The organism is Millionella massiliensis (genome assembly GCF_900104655.1).
GTDB lineage: Bacteria > Bacteroidota > Bacteroidia > Bacteroidales > Rikenellaceae > Rikenella > Rikenella massiliensis.
Window position 1 is genome coordinate 224,021 of record NZ_FNWD01000002.1, and the last position, 20,473, is coordinate 244,493.

At 56.6% G+C, this 20,473-nt stretch carries 15 protein-coding genes, 1 tRNA gene and 1 pseudogene; 7 read left to right on the plus strand and 10 right to left on the minus strand.

What is annotated here, in order from left to right; genetic code table 11:
* The first annotated feature begins 71 nt into the window (after positions 1-71).
* The 3 genes from BQ5379_RS00915 to BQ5379_RS00925 are packed head-to-tail and all read left to right on the plus strand — an operon-like array spanning position 72 to position 4,813.
* On the plus strand, positions 72-2,318 hold the full coding sequence (locus tag BQ5379_RS00915; protein WP_071133691.1) for an alpha-N-acetylglucosaminidase: 2,247 nt from the start codon (positions 72-74) through the stop codon (positions 2,316-2,318).
* Complete coding sequence (locus BQ5379_RS00920) at positions 2,315-3,559, plus strand: DUF2264 domain-containing protein (RefSeq protein ID WP_071133692.1); 1,245 nt, start codon at positions 2,315-2,317, stop codon at positions 3,557-3,559. Before BQ5379_RS00915 ends, BQ5379_RS00920 begins: the two co-directional genes overlap by 4 nt.
* 6 nt (positions 3,560-3,565) lie before the next feature.
* Positions 3,566-4,813, plus strand: coding sequence for a DUF2264 domain-containing protein (locus tag BQ5379_RS00925; RefSeq protein WP_071133693.1), 1,248 nt, complete (start codon positions 3,566-3,568; stop codon positions 4,811-4,813).
* Positions 4,814-4,939: 126 nt separating this feature from the next.
* On the opposite strand, the gene BQ5379_RS00930 is transcribed toward BQ5379_RS00925, so the two are convergent.
* Both BQ5379_RS00930 and BQ5379_RS00935 read right to left on the minus strand, forming a co-directional pair.
* Complete coding sequence (locus BQ5379_RS00930; protein WP_071133694.1) at positions 4,940-5,392, minus strand: PepSY-like domain-containing protein; 453 nt, start codon at positions 5,390-5,392, stop codon at positions 4,940-4,942.
* Between the two features lie 308 nt (positions 5,393-5,700).
* Complete coding sequence (locus BQ5379_RS00935; protein WP_071133695.1) at positions 5,701-7,068, minus strand: aldehyde dehydrogenase family protein; 1,368 nt, start codon at positions 7,066-7,068, stop codon at positions 5,701-5,703.
* Between the two features lie 172 nt (positions 7,069-7,240).
* Between BQ5379_RS00935 and BQ5379_RS00940 the strand changes: the two genes are divergently transcribed.
* Positions 7,241-7,618: a YccF domain-containing protein gene (locus BQ5379_RS00940; RefSeq protein ID WP_071133696.1), complete on the plus strand. Its 378-nt coding sequence runs from the start codon at positions 7,241-7,243 to the stop codon at positions 7,616-7,618.
* A 278-nt stretch (positions 7,619-7,896) separates the two neighbouring features.
* Here the strand turns inward: BQ5379_RS00940 and BQ5379_RS00945 are convergent, their stop codons facing one another.
* Complete coding sequence (locus tag BQ5379_RS00945) at positions 7,897-8,880, minus strand: metallophosphoesterase family protein (RefSeq protein WP_071133697.1); 984 nt, start codon at positions 8,878-8,880, stop codon at positions 7,897-7,899.
* 388 nt (positions 8,881-9,268) lie between these two features.
* Between BQ5379_RS00945 and BQ5379_RS00950 the strand changes: the two genes are divergently transcribed.
* The gene (locus BQ5379_RS00950) at positions 9,269-9,859 is read left to right on the plus strand and encodes a DUF4923 family protein (protein WP_235846012.1); all 591 of its coding nucleotides are present in this window, start codon (positions 9,269-9,271) and stop codon (positions 9,857-9,859) included.
* 249 nt (positions 9,860-10,108) lie between these two features.
* Positions 10,109-10,198 (plus strand): annotated as a pseudogene (locus tag BQ5379_RS10950) (DUF418 domain-containing protein); the annotation flags it as partial.
* A 227-nt stretch (positions 10,199-10,425) separates the two neighbouring features.
* Here BQ5379_RS10950 and htpG read toward each other — a convergent pair.
* From htpG to BQ5379_RS00970, 4 genes are all read right to left on the minus strand, one after another.
* Positions 10,426-12,501, minus strand: coding sequence for a molecular chaperone HtpG (gene htpG / locus BQ5379_RS00955; RefSeq protein ID WP_071133698.1), 2,076 nt, complete (start codon positions 12,499-12,501; stop codon positions 10,426-10,428).
* A gap of 263 nt (positions 12,502-12,764) precedes the next feature.
* On the minus strand, positions 12,765-13,781 hold the full coding sequence (locus tag BQ5379_RS00960) for an adenosine kinase (RefSeq protein WP_071135489.1): 1,017 nt from the start codon (positions 13,779-13,781) through the stop codon (positions 12,765-12,767).
* A gap of 56 nt (positions 13,782-13,837) precedes the next feature.
* Positions 13,838-16,321, minus strand: a complete 2,484-nt coding sequence (locus BQ5379_RS00965; RefSeq protein WP_071133699.1) for an alpha-N-acetylglucosaminidase — start codon at positions 16,319-16,321, stop codon at positions 13,838-13,840.
* Between the two features lie 15 nt (positions 16,322-16,336).
* Positions 16,337-16,945 (minus strand): M15 family metallopeptidase, encoded by a 609-nt coding sequence (locus tag BQ5379_RS00970; RefSeq protein WP_071133700.1) that lies wholly within the window; start codon positions 16,943-16,945, stop codon positions 16,337-16,339.
* Positions 16,946-17,063: 118 nt separating this feature from the next.
* Here BQ5379_RS00970 and BQ5379_RS00975 point away from each other — a divergent pair.
* A tRNA-Pro gene (locus tag BQ5379_RS00975) sits at positions 17,064-17,141 on the plus strand.
* Between the two features lie 295 nt (positions 17,142-17,436).
* On the opposite strand, the gene BQ5379_RS00980 is transcribed toward BQ5379_RS00975, so the two are convergent.
* The 3 genes from BQ5379_RS00980 to BQ5379_RS00990 all read right to left on the minus strand — a co-directional run bounded on the left by BQ5379_RS00980 (position 17,437) and on the right by BQ5379_RS00990 (position 20,312).
* Positions 17,437-18,210 carry an SDR family NAD(P)-dependent oxidoreductase gene (locus BQ5379_RS00980; protein ID WP_235846064.1) on the minus strand — a complete coding sequence of 258 codons (774 nt, stop codon included), beginning with the start codon at positions 18,208-18,210 and terminating at the stop codon, positions 17,437-17,439.
* A gap of 119 nt (positions 18,211-18,329) precedes the next feature.
* Positions 18,330-19,541 (minus strand): NADH:flavin oxidoreductase, encoded by a 1,212-nt coding sequence (locus BQ5379_RS00985; RefSeq protein ID WP_071133701.1) that lies wholly within the window; start codon positions 19,539-19,541, stop codon positions 18,330-18,332.
* 9 nt (positions 19,542-19,550) lie between these two features.
* A complete protein-coding gene (locus BQ5379_RS00990; protein ID WP_071133702.1) occupies positions 19,551-20,312 on the minus strand; it encodes a DUF1295 domain-containing protein in 762 nt (253 codons plus the stop codon).
* Between the last annotated feature and the right edge of the window lie 161 nt (positions 20,313-20,473).

Below are 20,473 nucleotides of genomic sequence, written 5' to 3' on the forward strand. Positions count from 1 at the left end.
GTTTTGTTCTTTTGTGTGCTGAAGTAAATAATCGGCACACAAAGTGAAAATTACTAATGCTAACCCCAATTATGATTAGAAAAATTTCTACTCTTTTGCTCTTGTGCCTGTTCGGAGTGTCGCTCCGGGCTGTGGCTGTTGAACCGTCATCGTCGGATAAGGCGATTGTCAAGGCTGCACGCGCGCTGATTGGCCGTGTGACGCCCGGTTACGAAAACCAGTATCTGCTCGAAGTGATCCCGGCCGATCCACAGAGCGGTGAAGATGTCTTCGAAATCGATGCCCGAAAGGGTAAAGTGGTGCTGCGCGGGAACAATCCCGTAGCACTGGCGTCGGCTTTCCACTGGTATCTGAAATACACCTGTCAGGCCCAGCTTTCGTGGTTTGGCGATCAGTTGAATCTTCCCGAACGGCTGCCGTTGCCCGCTGCTAAGGAACGTCGTACGATTAATGGAAAATACCGCGCCTACTTCAATTACTGCACCCTCTCCTACACGGCTCCGTGGTGGGACTGGGAACGGTGGCAGCGCGAGATCGATTTCATGGCCATGAACGGCATCAACATGCCGTTGCAACCCATCGGGCTGGACGCCGTGTGGTACGAAACGCTGCTCCGTATGGGTTTCACCGACCTGGAGGCCCGCACCTTTCTGGTAGGACCCGGCCATCAGGCCTGGCAGTGGATGACCAACATCGAACAGTTCGGCGGGCCACTGCCCAAAAGTTGGATCGACAGCCACATCCAGTTGGCTCGTCAGATCTTCGCCCGGGAGCGCGAGCTGGGCATGAATCCGATTCAGCAGGGTTTCACCGGCAACGTGCCGAAACTGATGAAAGAAAAGTATCCCGAAGCCAAAATCGCTCAGCAACCCGAGTGGTACGGTTTCGAAGGTGTTTCGCAGCTTGACCCGCTCGATCCGCTGTTCGACCGTATGGGGCACACCTTTATGCGGATGCAGGATTCGCTGTTTGGCTCTTACGGCATCTATGCCGCCGACCCCTTCCACGAGAGTGCACCGCCTGTCAATACGCCGGAGTATCTGGCAGCCGTAGGTAAGAAGATCAGCGCCCTGATCGATGATTTCGATCCGGACGGCATTGTGGCCATGCAGGCTTGGAGTATCCGCGAACCGATCACCACGCAGTTTCCGAAAGACCGGCTGGTAGTGCTCGACCTGAATGGCTCGACCTATCCCGGTAAGAATAATTTCTGGGGCTATCCGTTCATTGCAGGCAACCTGCACAATTTCGGAGGGCGTATCAATATGCACGGCGACCTGCCGCTGCTGGCCTCCAACCAGTATATGACGGCGCTGGAAAAGGCGCCGAACGTTGTCGGTTCCGGCCTTTTCATGGAGTCGATCATTCAGAATCCGGTTTACTATGCCATGGCTTTCGAAATGCCGTTCCACAAGGATACGATCTCTCCCTCGGCCTGGCTTGACACCTACACCGTCCGGGCCTATGGTGCAGAATCGGCTGCTGCGCAACAGGCGTGGGCCATCCTGCTGAAGGGGCCCTACGGACGCGGGACGAACGGTGTGGAGAGCAGTTCGATCATCGCGGCACGTCCGGCTATCGATGTGAAGAAGTCGGGCCCCAATGCCGGTTTTCATATCCCGTACGATCCGAAGTCGCTTTACGAGGCCGAACGTCTGTTGTTGCAGGATGCTGAAAAACTGAAAGCCTCTGAAATTTACCGGTTTGACGTGGTTGATGTGCAGCGTCAGATTATGACCAACCTGGGGCAGGAGATTCACAAGGCTGTCGCTGCGGCCTACAAGGCGGGCGACATGGAGGCCTTCCGGAAGCACAGTGAACGATTCTTGGAGCTGTTGCTTGATGTCGATGCGCTGCTGGCCACGCGCACCGAGTGGAACTTCGACCAGTGGGTGAGCGATGCCCGCCGCTGGGGAACGACCGAAGAGGAGAAAGACCTGTTGGAGCGTGATGCTACGGCTCTGATTACCTACTGGGGCTTTACACCCGGCTATATCTGCCAGCAGTTCGACTACTCGTGGCGCGAATGGACCGGGTTGATCCGCCGATACTACTACAACCGTTGGAAGATGTTCTACGACATGTTGGCCGAGTCGGTGGCTGCCGGCAAACCTTACTCCGAAGAGGGGGCCCCCATGAGTAACGGTCGCGAAGCGTTCCGGGCCAATGCGTTTTACGACCGGCTGGCAGATTGGGAAATTCAATTCGTGGCTACTCCCAAAACGGATATCGATCCTGCGCCGAAAGGCGACGAAATCGAGATGGCATCGCAGATGTTCAGAAAATACAGTGATTTAGCAAAAGAATATTACCAATGAAACGTTTTTTGATTGCCTTGGCAGCCCTGCTGTGGCTGCTTCCCGCCTCGGCCCGGAAAAAGACCAAAGCCGAGCAACCGGTGCAAACCGATCGTGAATATTGGGTCGAGCAGGCCTACCGGATGGCACGTCCCGTGTTGTCGAACCTGGCTGCCGGTACGCTGCACGAGCAGATGCCGATCGAACAGTTCGACAATGCCGGTCGGGCCCCGTATGCTCACCTTGAAGCTGTCGGCCGGTTGCTGTGCGGCCTCTCGCCCTGGTTCGAGGTGTCGGGCGACTCGATCCCGGCGGCCGAAGCGGCCAAACGTGACGAACTGCTCGCTTGGGCACATGCAGGTTTGCGTCATGCGGTGGATCCCGACTCGCCGGACTATCTGAATTTCCGCGGATTCGGTCAGCCGCTGGTCGATGCTGCTTTCCTGGCTCAGGCTTTCCTGCGTTCGCCCAAACAGCTGTGGGGCGGGCTGGATACGCTCACCCAACGCCGTGTGATCACCGAAATGAAGGCCACCCGCAATACCCGTCCGCCGTATAACAACTGGCTGATGTTCAGCGCTACGGTCGAAGCCTTCCTGCGCATGACGGGCGAGCGTCCCGACCTGATGCGTACCGACTACGCCTTCCGTCAGCTGGAGGACTGGTATGTGGGTGATGGGTTGTACAGCGACGGGCCCCAGTACCACAACGACTACTACAACAGTTTCGTGATGCAGCCGATGCTGGTCGATGCCGGACGCATCATGAACCGTTACTACAAGGGCGAAGCTCCCTATTCTGATGCCCAGTATACCCGGATCTGTCGCCGTGCATCGCGGTATGCCGGTGTGCTCGAACGGTCGATCTCGCCCGAGGGAACTTTCCCGGTCGTAGGGCGTTCGATTCTCTATCGTACCGGGTGTTTACACTCGCTGGCTCAGGCTTCGTTGCTCAAGATGCTGCCCAAGGATGTGACCGAAGGACAGGTGCGGGCAGCGCTGACCACCGTCATGCGGCGGATGCTCGAAGCTCCCGGAACTTACGATGAGGCCGGTTGGCTGGCCATGGGCTTCTGTGGCGCTCAGAAAGAGACGGCTGAATACTATCTCTGCACGGGCAGCATGTATCTGGCCTCGACCGTCTTCCTGCCGCTGGGACTGCCGGCCGAGGATTCGTTCTGGACAGCTCCCGCCCAGCCGTGGACCACTCAAAAGGCGTGGGGCGGTATGCCTTTCCCGCGCGACCATGCAATCGGAGACTAAACGGTTATGAAAAAGATTCTGATCCTGATGCTCGCGGTGCTTTGGATGGTGCCGGGCGTTGCAGCTCGTAAGAAACAGACCGATCAGCCGGTGCAAACCGACCGCGAATATTGGGCTGCTCAGGCCTATCGGATGGCGCGTCCCGTGCTGTCGAACCTGGCAGCCGGCACACTTCATGAGAAGATGCCGATCGACCAGTTCGACAACTCCGGAAGAGCCATGTATGCCCACCTTGAGGCTGTGGGTCGTTTGCTGTGCGGTCTGGCTCCGTGGTTTGAGGTGTCGGGTGATTCGATTCCGGCAGCTGAAGCGGCTCTGCGTGACGAGTTGCTTGGCTGGGCACATGCCGGTTTGCGCCATGCTGTCGATCCCGATTCGCCGGACTATCTCAATTTTCGGAAAGGTTACGGTCAGGCGCTGGTCGATGCCGCTTTCCTGGCGCAGGGCTTTCTACGTTCGCCCCGGCAGTTGTGGGACGGCTTGGATACGCTCACCCAGCGTCGCGTCATCACGGAAATGAAAGCGACCCGCAGATTCCTGCCCATGTACGGAAACTGGTTGATGTTCAGCGCCACGGTCGAGGCTTTCCTGCGCATGGCAGGCGAACCGCTCGACCTAATGCGTACCGACTACGCTTTCCGGCAGTTGGATGACTGGTATATTGGAGACGGGCTGTACAGTGACGGACCGAAGTATCACAACGATTACTACAACAGTTTCGTGATGCAGCCGATGCTGGTCGATGCCGGACGGATCATGAATCGTTATTACAAAAGCGAGGCTCCTTATTCCGATGCTCAATATGGCCGGATCTGTCGCCGTGCATCGCGGTATGCCGGTGTGCTCGAGCGGTCGATCTCGCCCGAGGGAACTTTCCCGGTCGTGGGGCGTTCGATCCTCTACCGGACCGGGTGCATGCACTCGCTGGCTCAGGCTTCTCTGCTCAAGATGCTGCCCGGGGATGTGACCGAAGGGCAGGTGCGGGCAGCGCTGACCACCGTCATGCGGCGGATGCTCGAAGCGCCGGGAACGTATGACGAAGGCGGATGGCTGACGATGGGATTCTGCGGGTCGCAGAAAGAGGCTGGCGAGACCTACCTTTGCACGGGCAGCATGTATCTGGCCTCGACGATCTTCCTGCCGCTGGGCCTCCCGGCCGAAGATTCGTTCTGGACAGCTCCCGCCCAGCCGTGGACCACTCAAAAGGCGTGGGGCGGTATGCCTTTCCCGCGTGACCATGCCATCGCCGACTGAGACGAAAAGAGTTAAGAAGACGTACCGTGCGTGATAAACGATTTGTGCATGGTACGCAGAGAACGGGCCGGAATACTGTTACGCAGTATTCCGGCCCGTCTTTTGGTTGGTTAATGGAATGGAAAGTTAGTCGATTTCGGAGGGCGCTTCACGAACGTAGGTGCCGTCGGTGGTATAATAGAGGGTTCGCCGGTTGCCGAGCTCGATTTCGTAGCCTCCCAGTTCCAGGTCGATCTCGTGTACCGAGGCGTCGGGGTAGCGTTGTGCGAGGTCGGTTTGCAACGATGCGGGCAGGAAACTCACGGGCAGCGGCGTGAACGTACTCTCGATGTGGGTCCAGGCACCGGATTCGTTGAAGTCAATCGTGGTCCCGTTTTCGAAGATAACTTCGTAGTCTTTACGGCCGTCGTCCTTGTCCTGAACAATGCGAACAACCTTTTGGGACGAGAAGTGCTGTTCGACAAATTGTTGAGCGGTCTGCGGAAGTTTGTCGAAGGCAATGTTTTTCTCTTCTTTGCAGCTGTAAAGTCCGATGGCGCTCAACAGCATCAGGCAGGTGGTCAGAATGCGTAATTTCATGGTCAGAGTGGTTTTTGTTTGTTTTCTGGGACCAAATTACATGCCAATTCTGAATAGAAACTGAACGAGGGTGGGAGAACCGGTAAATTCCGGTGGCTACTGTTGGCGATCGGATGTGTGGATTGATTATAATTGTCTGTATGACAGTCTTTTGTGGGTCGGGTGGCCGAGAGAGGAGAGATGCGATGCTATTCTATCTTTTTTGTCATCCATGCAGGCGGGATACTTCGATTCGGAATGGCAGGGCGTGCGTTTTGCAGCAGACAACGCTTTGGAGGCGTTGTCAGCGCAATGAACTGAATGATGAGTTAGAGATGGAGCAGTTTTTGGATCAGTTTGAAGTATTTGTAGGGTGGGTATTTGAACGGCAGATCGCTGTTTCGCAGGGAGATGAGCACCGATCGTCGGTTGCTGAAGGTCTCGAATGAGGCTTTCCCGTGGTATCGGCCCATGCCGCTGCGGCCGACACCGCCGAACGGCAGATGGTCGTTCGAGATGTGGAGGATCGTGTCGTTGATACAGGCTCCGCCCGACGAGGTGCGCCGCAGGACCTCCCGACCGGTACGGGGAGCGCCGAAATAGTAGAGTGCGAGCGGCTTTTCGTGTCGGTTGACAAATTCGATCGCCTGGTCAAGGTGGACATATTCCATCACGGGCAGTATGGGGCCGAATATCTCGGCCTGCATGACCGGAACGGAATCGGTAGGGGTGCCGAGGTCGAGCAGCGTCGGGGCAATGTAGCGTTGTGCGGGGTCTGTTTCGCCTCCGGCCAGCAGTGAACCGTCGGTGAGGTACGAGGCCACGCGGCGGTAGGCCGATTCGTTGACCAGTCGTCCGAAGTGGGGGCTCTCTTTGGGGTCGGGACCGTAGAAGACGCCGATCCAGTGGCGGATACGATCCACCAGCGGACCCTTGACGTTCTGGTGGACCAGCAGGTAGTCGGGAGCGACGCAGGTTTGTCCGGCATTCAGGAACTTGCCCCAGACGATGCGTCGTGCGGCGAGGTCGATATTGGCGGAGTTGTCCACCAGACAGGGGCTTTTGCCGCCCAGTTCGAGGGTCAGCGGGGTGAGGTGCTCGGCTGCTGCCCGCATGACAATGCGTCCCAGGGCCGGGCTGCCGGTGAAGAATATATAGTCCCACCGTTCGGCCAGCAGGGCCTCGTTGACCTCCCGGTTTCCTTCGATGAGTGTGACGTGGTCCGGGGAAAAGGCCGAAGCGATGATGCGGCCCAGTACTGCCGAAACCTGCGGCGCGTAGGGCGAGGCCTTCACCACAGCGCAGTTGCCGGCCGCGATTGCGCCGGCCAGCGGACTCAGGGTCAGTTGGGCCGGGTAGTTCCACGGCGAGATGATCAGTACGTTTCCGTAGGGTTCGCAGATGGTTCGGCTGCGTGATGGCCAGAGAAACAGCGGGGTGAAAATACACGTGGCGCGTATGCGACGCTTCAGGTGGCGCAGCTGGTTGTCGATTTCGCGCAGTACAATGGCTACCTCGGTCAGGTAGGTCTCCTCTTTGGATTTGTGGAGGTCGTGGTGCATCGCTTCGTACAGGGCGGGCAGGTGCGCTGTGATTGATCGACGCAGCCTGAGCAGAGCGTCGCGACGAAAGGCATAGGGGCGGGTCTGTCCGGTGGCGAAAAAGGTCCGTTGGCGGTCGAGTATTTCCATTCCCATGATGAAGAAATGTGGGGTTGATGGGTGTTGGGGCCGGGGCTGCGATGAAAATCGGTAAACGAATAGTGTGGCACGGCCGTTTTGTCAAATATAGGTTCTTTTTGTCGGATTTCGTGTGCTTTTTGCACGAAGATTGCTATCTTGGTATGAGTGTAAAACCAATATCTGTACGATGAATATACTCGGAAATGTTATTTGGATTATTTTCGGCGGTTTCGTGATCGCTGTTGAATACTTCTTGTCCGGGATCCTTATGTGTCTGACCATCATTGGGGTCCCGTTCGGATTTCAGGTCTTCAAACTGGGGGCGCTGTCGCTCCTGCCGTTCGGCCATCGGTCGGTGATCGTGGAGGAGAACCGGGGCTGTTTTTCGTTCCTGATGAATCTTATCTGGCTCTTGATCGGCGGCATCTGGATTGCGTTGACCCACTTTGCACTGGGGCTGGTGTTCTGCATTACGATCATCGGAATCCCGTTCGGCTTGCAGCATTTCAAATTGATGATTGTGGCTATCTCGCCGTTCGGTCGTGAGATTGTGTCGATTGATTAGCGGAGTGGGGTGTATAGATCGGGCGGTTGTGTAGGCCGCATTACTTTTTGTATATCGTGAACCGCAAACGAAAATCAGCCCGGACAATATCGGTTGTCCGGGCTGATTTCATATGATGCTGTTGGCGTGGTTTTGCTTTAGTTTTCGTTTAGGATAGTGCGTTTTAGTGATTGTTCAGGCTAACAGAGTTTGCTGCTAATGATGATTGTATTCGGGTTAATGGCCAAATAATCAGTGTATCTGATGTACTTACCTGAAGCGATTGTATGTGGTTGCGACTATTTCACGTAGTCTTTGGGGAACGAGGTGCGCTGTTCGATGGAACCGTCGGTCAACCGGATCCAGGTGTCGATCGTGCGCTGTCCTTCGGTCAGCTCGATGATGCGGGCGCCATTCGGGATGTGGATGTATTCGGTCGGTCCGCCGGTGAAGCGGCCGTAGGCCAGCAGAATGTTGTACCAGTTGACGGCGTAATCGTTGTCGTGGTCGTGGCCCACGAAGACGCCCATGATGTCGCCCTGTTCCTTCATGGCGGCGAACATGCCGGTGTTCAGTTCCGGGGAGCAGGCCTGCTCGCGACGGATGCCGTACAGGGTGGTGTTCTCGTTACGGGCAGCCTGGTTGTATTCGGGCAGCGGAATGTGGAAAAAGGCCAGCGAAGGCAGCGGCTGGTTGTTGTTCTGCGCAGTGTATTGGCTGCTGCTCTGTACGTACCAGTCGATCTGGTCGCGATGGATGTAGTCGTAACCGTTGACGCCGGCTTCTTTTAACTGGGAGTATTGGTTCGAGTCGATGAAGTAGAGGATCGCTTTGGGGGTGTCGTCCTGGCTGCCTTTGATTTCGAGCAGGTAGTTCCCCTCGCCGGTAATTCCTTCGACATCGGAGGCCATGCAGTAGGGAATCTGACGGGCGATCTGGAGCAACTCGGCGTTCGAAAGCCCCTGCTCGTGGTCGTGGTTGCCGAATACGAGAGCAAACGGGGTCTTGTACTGGGCGATGAATTCCAAGACCTTACGGAGATTCTGATCGGCCGGTGCGCTGTAAATGATATCGCCGGTGAGCACCACCAGATCGGGCCGTTCGGCCTCGATGGTGTTTTTGATGCAGGTGTAGGCGATGTCCGACCGGGAATCTTCCCAGCGAAGGTGGAGGTCGGTGAACTGGACGATCTTGAACTTGCCGTCGGGACCGAATTTCAGGGTTTGGGCCATGGCCTGAAGCGACAGGCATAGCAACAGAAGTAGTGTGGCAAACTGTTTCATGGTGTAGGTGGGTTTTATGCCCGTAAATATACGAAAATCCGACGATCGATGGCAGTGGCTGGCACGGAGAATGTTTCAAACAGTCGAGCACAGGCTTTACTTCTAATAGTTCGCCTGTCTGATGGGGTTATTGGATTGGGGGCTTCATTGGGAACTTCGGGTATTTCCATGAGCGTACGCAGGAGGGTGATTATAGAGGGTTCTTCTTTGTTGTCTTGGGGAAGGATGGCGATGAGAAAGAGTACTTGATCTCCGATGCGATGCAGGGAGGCGGATGTACGTTTGAATCGTGCGTTCGTCGTCAAAATCGGGTCGTTCGTCGATTTTTTTTGTCGTACTCAAATGTAAATCGTAACTTTAAATACCATTTCAGAAAGGGATTACAACCATGATGAAAAGAAAATTTATTCTGATGGCACTTTGTGCAAGTCTCAGTGTCTCTTATGCTTCGGCGCAGGATTTGAAGTCTTTGTTGACGGGCGTTGCTCAGACTTTGGTGGGTGACCAGACCACTACGGCCGAGTCGATTGTCGGTACGTGGACCTTCGTCGGGCCCGACTGCCAGTTCGAAAGCGATAACCTGCTGGCTCAGGCCGGTGGGGTGGCTGCCGCCCAGCAAATCGAAGAAAAACTGGATCCGGTCTACGAAAAGTTGGGACTGGAGGGTGCCCAGTATGTGTTCAATACGGATAGCACTTTTTCGTTCACCATGGGCAGCAAAAGTTCGACCGGGACCTATTCGTTCAATTCGGAGACAAAAAGGCTGACCATGAAGACGAAATTGGGTGTTTCGATGACGGCAAACGTGACGGTGACCGGTTCGACCATGAGCCTGACGTTCAATGCCGATAAATTGATCGATGTGCTGAAGACACTGACGAGTCTGACCGCACAGGCCGGTAGTTCGACCTCGCTGGTCAACTCATTGGTAAGTAATTACGATGGTTTGTTATTGGGTTTTGAATTGCAAAAACAGTAATTGCTTTTTCTTGCGGTGGCTGCTCCGGAGCTTGGGTTTCTCCGGAGCAGCTTTTTTTTGTGCCTGAATCCCATGTGTTGAGGCTTGCGGGCCGATGGGGGGCATTGGGGACGAACGCCGGGGCTGGTGATTACGGAGCATTTGTTTCCGGAATATATAATGACAGGATTGGGGCTGTTTGTTAGTTTTATATAATACGCTGTTGCCGTTAGTCGTGGGTGCGCTGGTGGGAATTGTATTGCTGGTACAGTAATGTTTTGTTGCTGGTGGCTCTCCCGTCACAAACAGGGACCGCTCGAGGCTTTGTGGCATCGGTTGACCTGGCTGGGGAGTCGGTAACTCTTTCGTACTATGCGCGAGGGACGATGGTTTTGGATTCGATCATCGTTCCTCGTTCGGTTGATTCATGCGGAATATATGTGCTGGGCGTATTCGTATGTGGAGGTTGGACGGAGTGTCGTGACGGCTGGAAAAGGAGAAAAGAGAGGTGATGAGTGAATAAAACAAAAGGTATCTCTCCAATAGAGAGATACCTTTTGCTATGTGTGAGGAATCGGTCGAAAGGATTAGTTGGCTTTTTCGGCTGATTTGCCGACCACTTCGACGCTTCGTTTGATAAAGCGCGTCAGGGCTTCGCCTTTCAGCATGCCGTTGGCCAGCAACGCCAGATCGACCAACTGGCCGACAATGACGTTTTCGCTGCCGGCTTTGCGGAGCAACTCGTTACGTTGACCTTCGATGTCGCCGATCTTTGTCTCGATGGCGGCACGTTTGTCTTTCTCTTCCTGCGAAATCTCCTCTTCTTTCTTGTCTTTCAGCAGTTCGCTAAGGGCCGTTTTTTCGTTTTCGGCAGCTTCCAACTCTTTGTCCAGCGGAGCCAGTGCTTCGCCCGTGGCGTTCTGGGTCTGACCGAGCACTTCGATCACCAGCGGGTGGTTGCCGTTCACGACGACGTTATAGCTGTCGGGCATCTCGCCGTAGAAGCTGTACATGCCGCCGCCCACTTTCGACATGTCTTTCATGCGTCGCATGAACTCACCCTGCGTGATGATGATCGGGGATGAGGCGGGATCCATCGCTTCGAACTGCACGTGGTAGCGGCTCTTCGGATCGGTCGGCAGCTGCGATTCGAAGACGGGCGTCAGCAGTTTCTGCTGGGCGGAGGTCAGGGCCATGGCCAACTGTTCCTCTTTTTCGATCAGCTTTTCGACCGTATCGGAGTCCACACGGGTGAACCGCCAGTCGCTGTGCTTGTTTTCGAGGAATGAGATGAAGTGGGCTTCCAGCGGGCTGTCCATCACCAGTACGTCGTAACCCTTGGCGCGTGCGCTCTCGATGAAGCTGTTTTGCGTGACGGGGTCGTTGCTGTAGAGGTGGATGAGTTTGCCGTTCTTGTCGGTCTGGTTGCCTTTGATCAGCTCGGTGTATTCGTCGAAGGTGAAGTATTTGCCTTCCGTGTTCTTCAGCAGGGTGAACTCGGCGGCACGATCGCCGAATTTCTCTTCGCTCACGATACCGTACTGGATAAAGAGTTTCAGGTCGTCCCATTTGGTCTCATATTCCGAGCGGCTGTTCTTGAACAGGTCGGCCAGACGGTCGGCTACCTTCTTGGTGATGTATCCCGAGATCTTCTTGACGTTGCTGTCGCTCTGCAGATAGCTTCGCGAGACGTTCAGCGGAATGTCCGGCGAGTCGATCACCCCGTGCAGCAGGGTCAGAAAGTCGGGTACGATGCCCTCTACGGAGTCGGTCACGTAGACCTGGTTCGAGTAGAGCTGAATCTTGTTTTTCTGAATCTCGAAGTTGTTCTTGATCTTCGGGAAGTAGAGAATGCCGGTCAGCGTGAAGGGGTAGTCCACGTTCAGGTGGATGTGGAACAACGGGTCTTCGGCCATCGGGTAGAGCTTGTGGTAGAACTCCGTGTACTGCTCTTCGGTAATGTCGGTCGGTTTCTGCATCCACAGCGGATGGGTGTCGTTGACGATATTATCCTTGTCGGTATCGACGTATTTGCCGTCTTCCCATTTCTGCTCCTTGCCGAAAGCGATCGGTACGGGCAGGAACGAACAGTATTTCTTCAGCAGCGATTCGATGCGGCTCTTTTCTGCAAATTCGGCGCTGTCGTCCGACAGGTAGAGGATGATGTCGGTTCCTCGGTCGGATTTTTCGGCCGTTTCGAGGGTGAAGTCGGGCGTGCCGTCGCACGACCATTTGACGGCCTGTGCTCCGTCGCGGTACGAACGGGTGATGACTTCTACTTTCGAGGCTACCATGAAGGCTGAATAGAAGCCCAACCCGAAGTGGCCGATGATGCCGCTCTGATTTTCGTACTTCTTCATGAACTCTTCGGCTCCGGAGAAGGCGATCTGGTTGATGTATTTGTTGACCTCTTCTTCGGTCATGCCGATCCCGCGGTCCGAAACGGTCAGTTTTTTGGCTTTTTCGTCCAATTCGACGTGGATGGTCAGGTCGCCTAGTTCACCTTTGAATTCGCCCATCGAATTCAGTGCCTTGAGCTTGGTGGTGGCGTCGACGGCGTTCGAAATCAACTCACGCAGGAAAATCTCGTGGTCGGAATAGAGGAATTTCTTGATAATCGGAAAGATGTTCTCGGTAGTTACTCCGATGGTTCCCTTTTGCATATCGTTCGTTGTTTTTAGATTCATTTTTTACGTTCCGAAGATTTGCAACATCTGTGCCATCGGGCTGTGAGATGCCGGAATGTGACAGTTTGACAGACAGTGTCTGCCAAAACGGTAGCCTGGCGGAAGTTTGTCGAATGTCGGGTGCTCGGGCCGAAGAAAGGCTCGCATTAAAAAGAATAAGGTAGTACCCTTTTGAGGATACTACCTGTGTTCGTATGGCGAAATTGCGGGGGCGGAGTGTGTCGACTCGGCCCTGATGATTACAGTCGGACGGAGCTGACGATGTCGGTGTTGCCGCTGGCGATGCTGTCGATCAGGGGGCGAATCTCCTGCCAGACCGGGTCGGGCAGTTGTGCTCCCATGACTTCGATGCTTTTGCTGGAGACCACGGCGCCCATCTCGCCGCACTGGCGGAGCGACAGGCCGCGTGCGAAACCGTGCAGAAAACCGGCGGCGTAGAGGTCTCCGGCGCCGGTCTTGTCAACGGGTCGGGCGTCGATCGTGCCGATACGGTAGCGTTCCGTGTCGTGGGCGATGAGCGAACCTTGCGGGCCGACCTTGACGACCACGATACTGCAACGCGGTGCGAGCATCTCGAGCGCCTGCGACGGGTCGGTGGTGCCGGTCAGGGCGGTCGCTTCGTCTTCGTTGGCGAAGAGGATGTCGACGTAGCGGTCGATCAGCCGGTCGGCGTAGGTCTTGTATTCGCGGATCACGGTAAAGCTGGCGGCATCCAGCGCCACGAATACGCCGGCCTCGCGGGCGGCCTGCATGGCGGGCTCGATCACATCGGGACAGTTGAGCAGATAGCCTTCGATGAAGAGCACTTTGTTGCCCCGGAGGTTTTCGGGGGTGAGCTCGCGGGTGTCGATCTCCAGTGCGGCGCCGAGGTAGGTGAGCATGGTGCGTTCGCCGTCGGGGAGCACCATCGAGATGCACTTGCCGGACGGGGTGGCTTCCGAAACGCCCAACAGCGGCTTGATGTGTTTCTGCTGTTGGCAGCGGCGGAAGGCTTCGCCGGTGGCGTCGGCGCCGATGTGGCCTACGTAGGCGGCCGGTGTGCCGAGTGTGGCTACGCCGCCCACCATGTTGGCGGCCGAACCGCCTGCCGCAATGCTCTGCGGCAGGTGGCCGATCCGGCTCATCATCTGTTGGTGTTTTCGGCTGTCGATCAGGTACATGCCGCCGCGTTCGACGCCCAGTTCGCGGAGTATGCTCTCGTCGGGAAGCTGTACCAGTATGTCGGTCAGTGCGTTGCCCAGTCCAATAATTGCCATGTCAGTGTAGTGGTTCGTTTTGTAAATCGGCTGCAAAGGTACGATTTATCTGATGTTTATTTATCCAAAACCAGCGTCGCCAGACCGGCTCCGTTGCCGCGAAGGGTGATTTTTACGCGGCAGATGTTGTTGCCGGTGGCATGGGAGGGGACGGTGAAGCGGAACGTATTCCCGTCATCGGCACGGATCGGCCCGACGGCCTGCCCGTCGAGTTCGAGGGTCAGTTGGCCGGCCGTGAGCGTCGTCTCGGGCGAGAGGGGTTGCAGCTGGATGCCGCGGAGGCGTTTCAGATAGGTGGCGGGCAGGTTCCAGACGAAGGTGCGTTCGTCCGTTCCGCTCACCTCATCGGCCGCCCAGGTGCCGATCGTATGTTCGTCGGTGGTCTGTGCGGTGATCTGTTGGGTCTCGTCGATCAGTTGGCAGGCCGCTGCCACGGGGTCGTCGTAGGGCTCGACGGCTGAAAGTCCGCGCTGGTTCTCTACCCAGTCGCGTTCCCAGGCGGCGAAGTCGAACGGCTCGCCACTGCGACGGCTGGCAAAGTAGTGCTGCCAGCGGGGCAGGTAGTAGTCGCGGATCAGACCGGACCAGATGCGGGCGGAGTAGTCGTCGACGGGCGGGCCCCAGATGGTGACGATGCGGCGGGCGTTCTTTTCGTAGTAGTGACGGAGCGAATCGGTGGTGCCGTATGCCTTGGCGAAGTCGAGCCACCGTTCGAGCCGCAGGGTCGGATGGGATTCGAGCAGGCGGTCCATGCCGAGCATGATGTGGGTGAACTGTTTTTCGAGCCGCTCGGCCTCTTCCGTGTTGTGGAGCATGTAGGCGCGGTCAATGGCCTGGATCAATAGCTCGGCTTTGCCGCCGAGGTAGATGGCTGCGTATTCGATCAGGTCGGTGCGGTACAAGGGGCTCTCCTGCAGTTCGTCGGCTGCGGCAAACTGTTCGATGGCGCGGAAGAAGGCCGGCGAGGCGTTGATGCTTCCCTTGCTGACGCTGCCGGGGCGGAACTGCCAGTTGTAGCGCGGGTGGTCGGTGAAGGTGCCGTAGACGGAGGCCAGCAGGTTGTTCCAGGCCGAATCCACGAGGGCGGGGCAGCTACCGTATCGGTTGGCGGAGTAGTCGTGGAGCCACTGGCGGATGTCGATGCTGTCGCTGCGCCAGGAGGCGTCGGCGACGAGTTCGTAGATTACTTCGTTGTTCTCGATGCCTTCGGGGGCCATGCCGATGGCCGTGAGGCGGCCGCGGTTGGGCGATTGCAGGGCTGCCAGGTGGCCGTTGGCGTAGAAGTCGAGCACGCCGGTCAGGCCGGTTTTGCCGCCCATGTTCGGAATGACGCTATAAACCCACGGCTTGTCTATGAAACCTTTGTAGAACTCCCAGTTGGGGGTACTGTGCCAGAAGTGCATGTTGTAGTCGACGGCCAGGTCGAGCAGCAGCATCTTGTCGTTGGGCACCTTCGACAGCAGAGCGGCGAGGGTCTCGTAGTCCCAGATGTCGCGCTGGTAGCCGAACATCCATCCCTGCATGACCCATACGGCATTGGGATTGCCGGCCTTGATGGCCTGATATACCTTGTCGCCGTAGGAGGCGAGCAGGGTGTAGCGCTCCGGGGTACCTTTGGGCGGGAAGGGGATCTCCATCTCGTTGAAACTGTCGGCAATGTAGTATTCGCAGGGGCCGAACTCGGCTTCCCACTCCTCGATGAACATCTGTCCGATGCGGCTGAAGAGCTCCTGCTCGGGGTCGAGCATCCAGTTGCGGAAGGCGCCGCCCCAGTGGGTTTCGGTCAGTTTGGCGTCGGGGTAGTGCTGCTGGATGGCCTCGGGGACGAATCCGGCGAAGGCGGGGCAGATTGGTTTCATGCCGAGGGCACGCATCCGGTCGAGGATCTTGTGCTGCAGTTCGACCTGCGTGGTGTGCCACGATTCGGGCAGCGGGGTGTCGAGGCCGCTGATGTTGCCCATGCGCATCCAGGGCAGGTGGGCGGGGCCTACGAAATAGGCGTTGATTTCGTCATCGGTCAGGCCGAGCTTTTTCCACACACGGGCCGAGATGGCTTCGTTGGCCACCAGTGCCAGCGGCATGTCGATCCCGTGCAGGGCCATCCAGTCGATCTCCTGTTCCCAGCGCTCCCAGTCCCAGTAGGGCATGGTGTAACCGTAGGTGACGACATTGAAATAGTAGTGGTGTTCGACGGGCGATACGACGCGTCGCGCGGGCTGGTCGGCCAACTGTTCGGGCAGCTCGTTTCGCTGGCCGCTCCAGCTGCGTATGCCGGCGCCCTGCGATTTGACTAGGTCGTAGTAGCCGCGGCACAGTGCCACGCCGCTGCTGCCTTTGATCTCGGCCCGGCCGTTGCGGATGGTGATTTCGTACTGGTCCTTGCCGTCGCATTTCTCGATAAGCTCCAGTTTGACGTCGGTCTTACCGTCGTTGAAGCGTTCGATAACGGCTGAAGCTTCCCGAATGGCCGGATCCTGGCAGCCGTGCACGGTGACCGCAGTGGCAAGCGCCAGGGTTAGTTTTAGTAGAGGATGTTTCATATTGTATCTGTTGAATTAGGGTTTTTCAAAGTGCATGTAGTCTTTCAGTGAGTTCCAGTTCCCGCCCCACTGCCATCCCAGTAGGCGAAATAGTCGGGTGAGCCACGTCTCGCGGGTCAGGGTGCCGGGGCTGTGTGGGTCGTAGGCGCCTTCGCGGGGAATGACTGTGCCGTTGCGCAGGATGGCTGGGTTCTGAAACGGGTTGATATCAATGGCGCGTCCCCGGGCGTGGGCCGACAGTCGGGCGCTCTTGCTGGTGTTGACGGTTCGGTAGTGAAATCCGTAGGTGTTGTTCAGCGTATCCATCGAAGTGCCGTTATTGGGCCGGTCGAAACGGATGGGGATGACGCTCTCTATGGGGAAGCGTCGGGCCTTGATTTCGTGGAACACCTGGCGAATGTCGTCGGCGAGGTCGCGGTGAATGAGGAGTTGCCCATGGTGGAGTTGTCCGTCGAACGAGTAGTATTCTACCTCGACAAGGGTTAGCTGTCGGGTAATGCTGTCGGGAGCGGTGGTTCCTTCGAGTGCCTGCTCGAGGGTTTGCTGGGAATCGACCGTTACCGTGTCGGCAGGCTGGGGCTGTGCAATCAGTGTGTATGTCGTCAGAAGCAGGGTTGCGAACATCTTCGTAACGGGCTTACAGGTGGGTTTGACAGGTTAAAGATAGTTTTTTTTTAAAGTTTGTGCATTTTTTTTTTTGGAGGTTTTGGAAAATGTTGTACTTTTGTGCTCGGTTTAAGAGCGGGGTGTAGCTCAGCCCGGTTAGAGTACTCGTCTGGGGGGCGAGTGGTCGCAAGTTCGAATCTTGTCACCCCGACCAACCTCCAAAGCCTTTGAAATCAACCACTAACGGTGATTCCAAAGGCTTTTTTCTTTTTATTCCGCTACGTCTTATACTGATGTGTCCCGCTATTCCCCTGATGTTTACGAATTAGAAGCGTGATAAGACGGCCATAATTATGGCCAGTGTCAGCATGTATTTTCGATGATCGTAATCACAAATTGGGGATCCGGATGCCTGAGATGATTATTCTGCATCCGGGCGGATATGATGATATTTATCCGTATCAAGGTATATTATTACGGTATGTGGGGCAGGCCTGGGTGTGTCGGTGCTATTTCTGAAACTGCATGGTGAATTTTCGCAAGGGGCGTATGATCCACATGGGGAGCATTTTGCAGATGGGAATCCAAAGTCGGTTCCACCAGTCGGGAACGATCGAGCGATGTCCGCGCCACAATGCCCGAAGGCCGGCACGGGCGCAACGGTCGGCAGAGATCAGTACGCCCAGACGCAGGCCAATGCGCTGCCAATAGGGCGTCAATCCGTATAGGTCGGTGGCGACGCCGGCTGGAGAAACGGATGTAACGTGAATACCCTTCTCGCGGACCTCTTTGGCGAAGGCTACGGAGAAACACCGCAGGTAGGCTTTCGAAGCGCTGTAAAGGGCCAGTCCCGGGAAGGGCATCCATTGCGAGTAGGAGGACATGTTGAGAATGTATCCGCCCCGTCCGCGGCGGGCCATGTCGATGGCATAGAGCCGGCTCAGCTGCGTGTTGGTAAGGTCGTGCAGCAGGATAATGCGTTCTATGCGCTCCTCCGGGGTCTGGAGAATGTCGCGGAAGGAGAACATCCCGGCGTTATTGATCAGAACGTCGATTTCGATGCCTGCTCGTTGGGTGCAGTCGTGGAGTTCGCGGGCAGCCTCCACGCGAGCCAGGTCGCACACTACGATCCGGATGTCACACTGAGGCTGGCGCTCCTGGATTTCGAGTTTTACCGCTTCAAGGGGTTGAGCGGTCATACCAACCAGAACGAGGTGGTAACCCAACGCAGCCAACCGTAGCGCGTAACAACGACCGATTCCGGAGCCGGCACCGCTGACCAATGCCCAGCCGCTCCCCGGAGGTATTTCGCCGGGACGCCGACGATGTTTGCCGACCGGTTTCCTGTCGGTTTGTGTCCTGTTTTGTGTCTGGTCTGTATTTGCGTCGTTTGTGTGCTTCATCAGGGGAGGCGTTTGAGTTCTTCAACGATCTTGCGCGGGAGGTCCGGACAGTGTTTGCTGCACTTCATGTCGAGGGAGTACATGCGGGCAATGCAGTAGTTGCGATGGTCGCATGCGCTGCGGGTCGTTGCATCGCCTTCGCGGAGCTTGTTGACGAACGCCGGGTCGTTGACCAATGCGCGGGCCATTTGCACTAATTCGAAGCCCGCATCGAGCGCTCGATCGATACCTTCGCGGCTGACAAGTCCCCCGACATAGATGAGTGTACCTTTGAGTGCTTCGCGGAATTTCCGGGCGTCGTCGAGAAAATAGCACTCCTGGAAGGGGAATTGCTTGATCATGAAGGGACCGCACCAGCGGATAAAGTAGCGCAGCCAGAGCGGTGAGTAGTAACTCATCGTGTAGAGGGGGATCAATCCGCGCATGACGGCCATCGGGGCTTTGGAAACGAATCCGCCCGAGAGGACGATCCCGTCGACGCCGAACGATTCAATGACGCGGGCGATCTCGATGCTTTCCGGAATCTGAATCCCGCCCTTGAATCCGTCGTACATGTTGTGTTTCACCGTGATAGCCATGCCGCAGGCTCGTGCGGCTTCGACGGCCTCGGAAAGGCACATCCGCATGAACCGCATTCGATTTTCGAGCGATCCTCCGTATTCGTCGTGCCGGTGGTTGGTGTAGGGCGAAAGAAATTGCGAAATCAGGTAACCGTGCCCGGCGTGTACCTCTACCGAGTCGAATCCCGCCTCGTGAGCCGTGTGTACGGCACGTCCGAAATCCTTGGCCACCTGCTCGATCTCGCTGCGTCGCATGCCCCTTACCGGGGTGTATGAGTAGAGGTTGAAGCCGGACGAAGCGCCGATGGGCATCTGGCCGGCAGTGGTCCAGTGGGTCATGTTTCCGCAGTGGCCGATCTGAATGGCGGCGGCGCAGCCTTCGTGGTGGATGGCGTCGGTAATGTCGCGCAGGCCGGGAACGATCTCGGGCCGAAGCCACAACTGCTTGTTGAACGACAGTCCGCTGCGGCAGACGGCAGCGTAGGCCAGCGTGGTCATGCCCACGCCGCCGCGGGCCACGGCAACGTGGTACTCCTTGAGCTGTTCGGTGGGGCCGAAGTCCTTGCCCATCGACTCAAACGCGGCGGAACGGATCGTGCGGTTGCGCAGCGTGATGGGGCCGAGTTTGTATGGTGTGAAAAGGTCTGACATGGTACGGTATCAATAGATGAATGGAATCATGCGTTTTCTGTGGAGTTTGGTGAATTCCTCACCGAACATCTGTTCGTAGCGGCGGCGGAGCGATGCTGCGCGGGGAGCGAGGTTGGCGAAGGTCCACCAGGTAAAAACGGCTCCGGCCCACGACCACGAGGCGATGGCAAATCCGGTCCATTCGAGAAATTCGCCGAAGTAGTTGGCCGACGAAACGTATCGGAACATGCCGCCGCGGGGGATGTAATGTCGTGTGTCGCCGGGTTTTCGCAGGTGACGGATGATGGCGTCCGAGTGGAGGTTGATCACCATGCCGACGATAAAGATTGCGCCGCCGATATAGATGTATGGGCGAGTGAACCAGTCGTCGTAGTAGTCGGCCGGGGAGATGTAAAAGATCCATCCGCCCTGCATCAGGGCGTTGAGTGTGTTGAACACCATTCCCATCAGAACGATTCCGATGGGCATTTTTGAATTTCCGCGTATGAGCAGTGGGAATATGAAAGAACGCTGGAAATAGTGAGCCTGGAACAGTATGAAGAGGGTGAGCGGTGCAGCCTGGAGCGTGCGTTCGGAACAGAGCCAGAGGATGCACATAAGGATGAACACGGGGGATTCCATCAGGACCCATCCGATGCGGTTTGGAATGGGGCGGCCGTATCGGCGGTCGAACAGGTATCCGTATCCGGCTTCGAAAAAGTGCAGGGCGATGAATACCACGAGGGCCATGACGGCCATGACTATAAGGAATATGTCGAATGTTTCGTGCATGTGAGGGGAATTTTGTCGAAGTGCAATAAAGGTACTCAAATTTTGGGTTATGTGTCTTATTCTATTTTCCGAGTTGTCGTAAATACGGTATGTTGGGACATTTTATGCGGTGAACAGACCGGAATATGATGAACAAGCGGATGTTTAGATCGTGTCCGCGT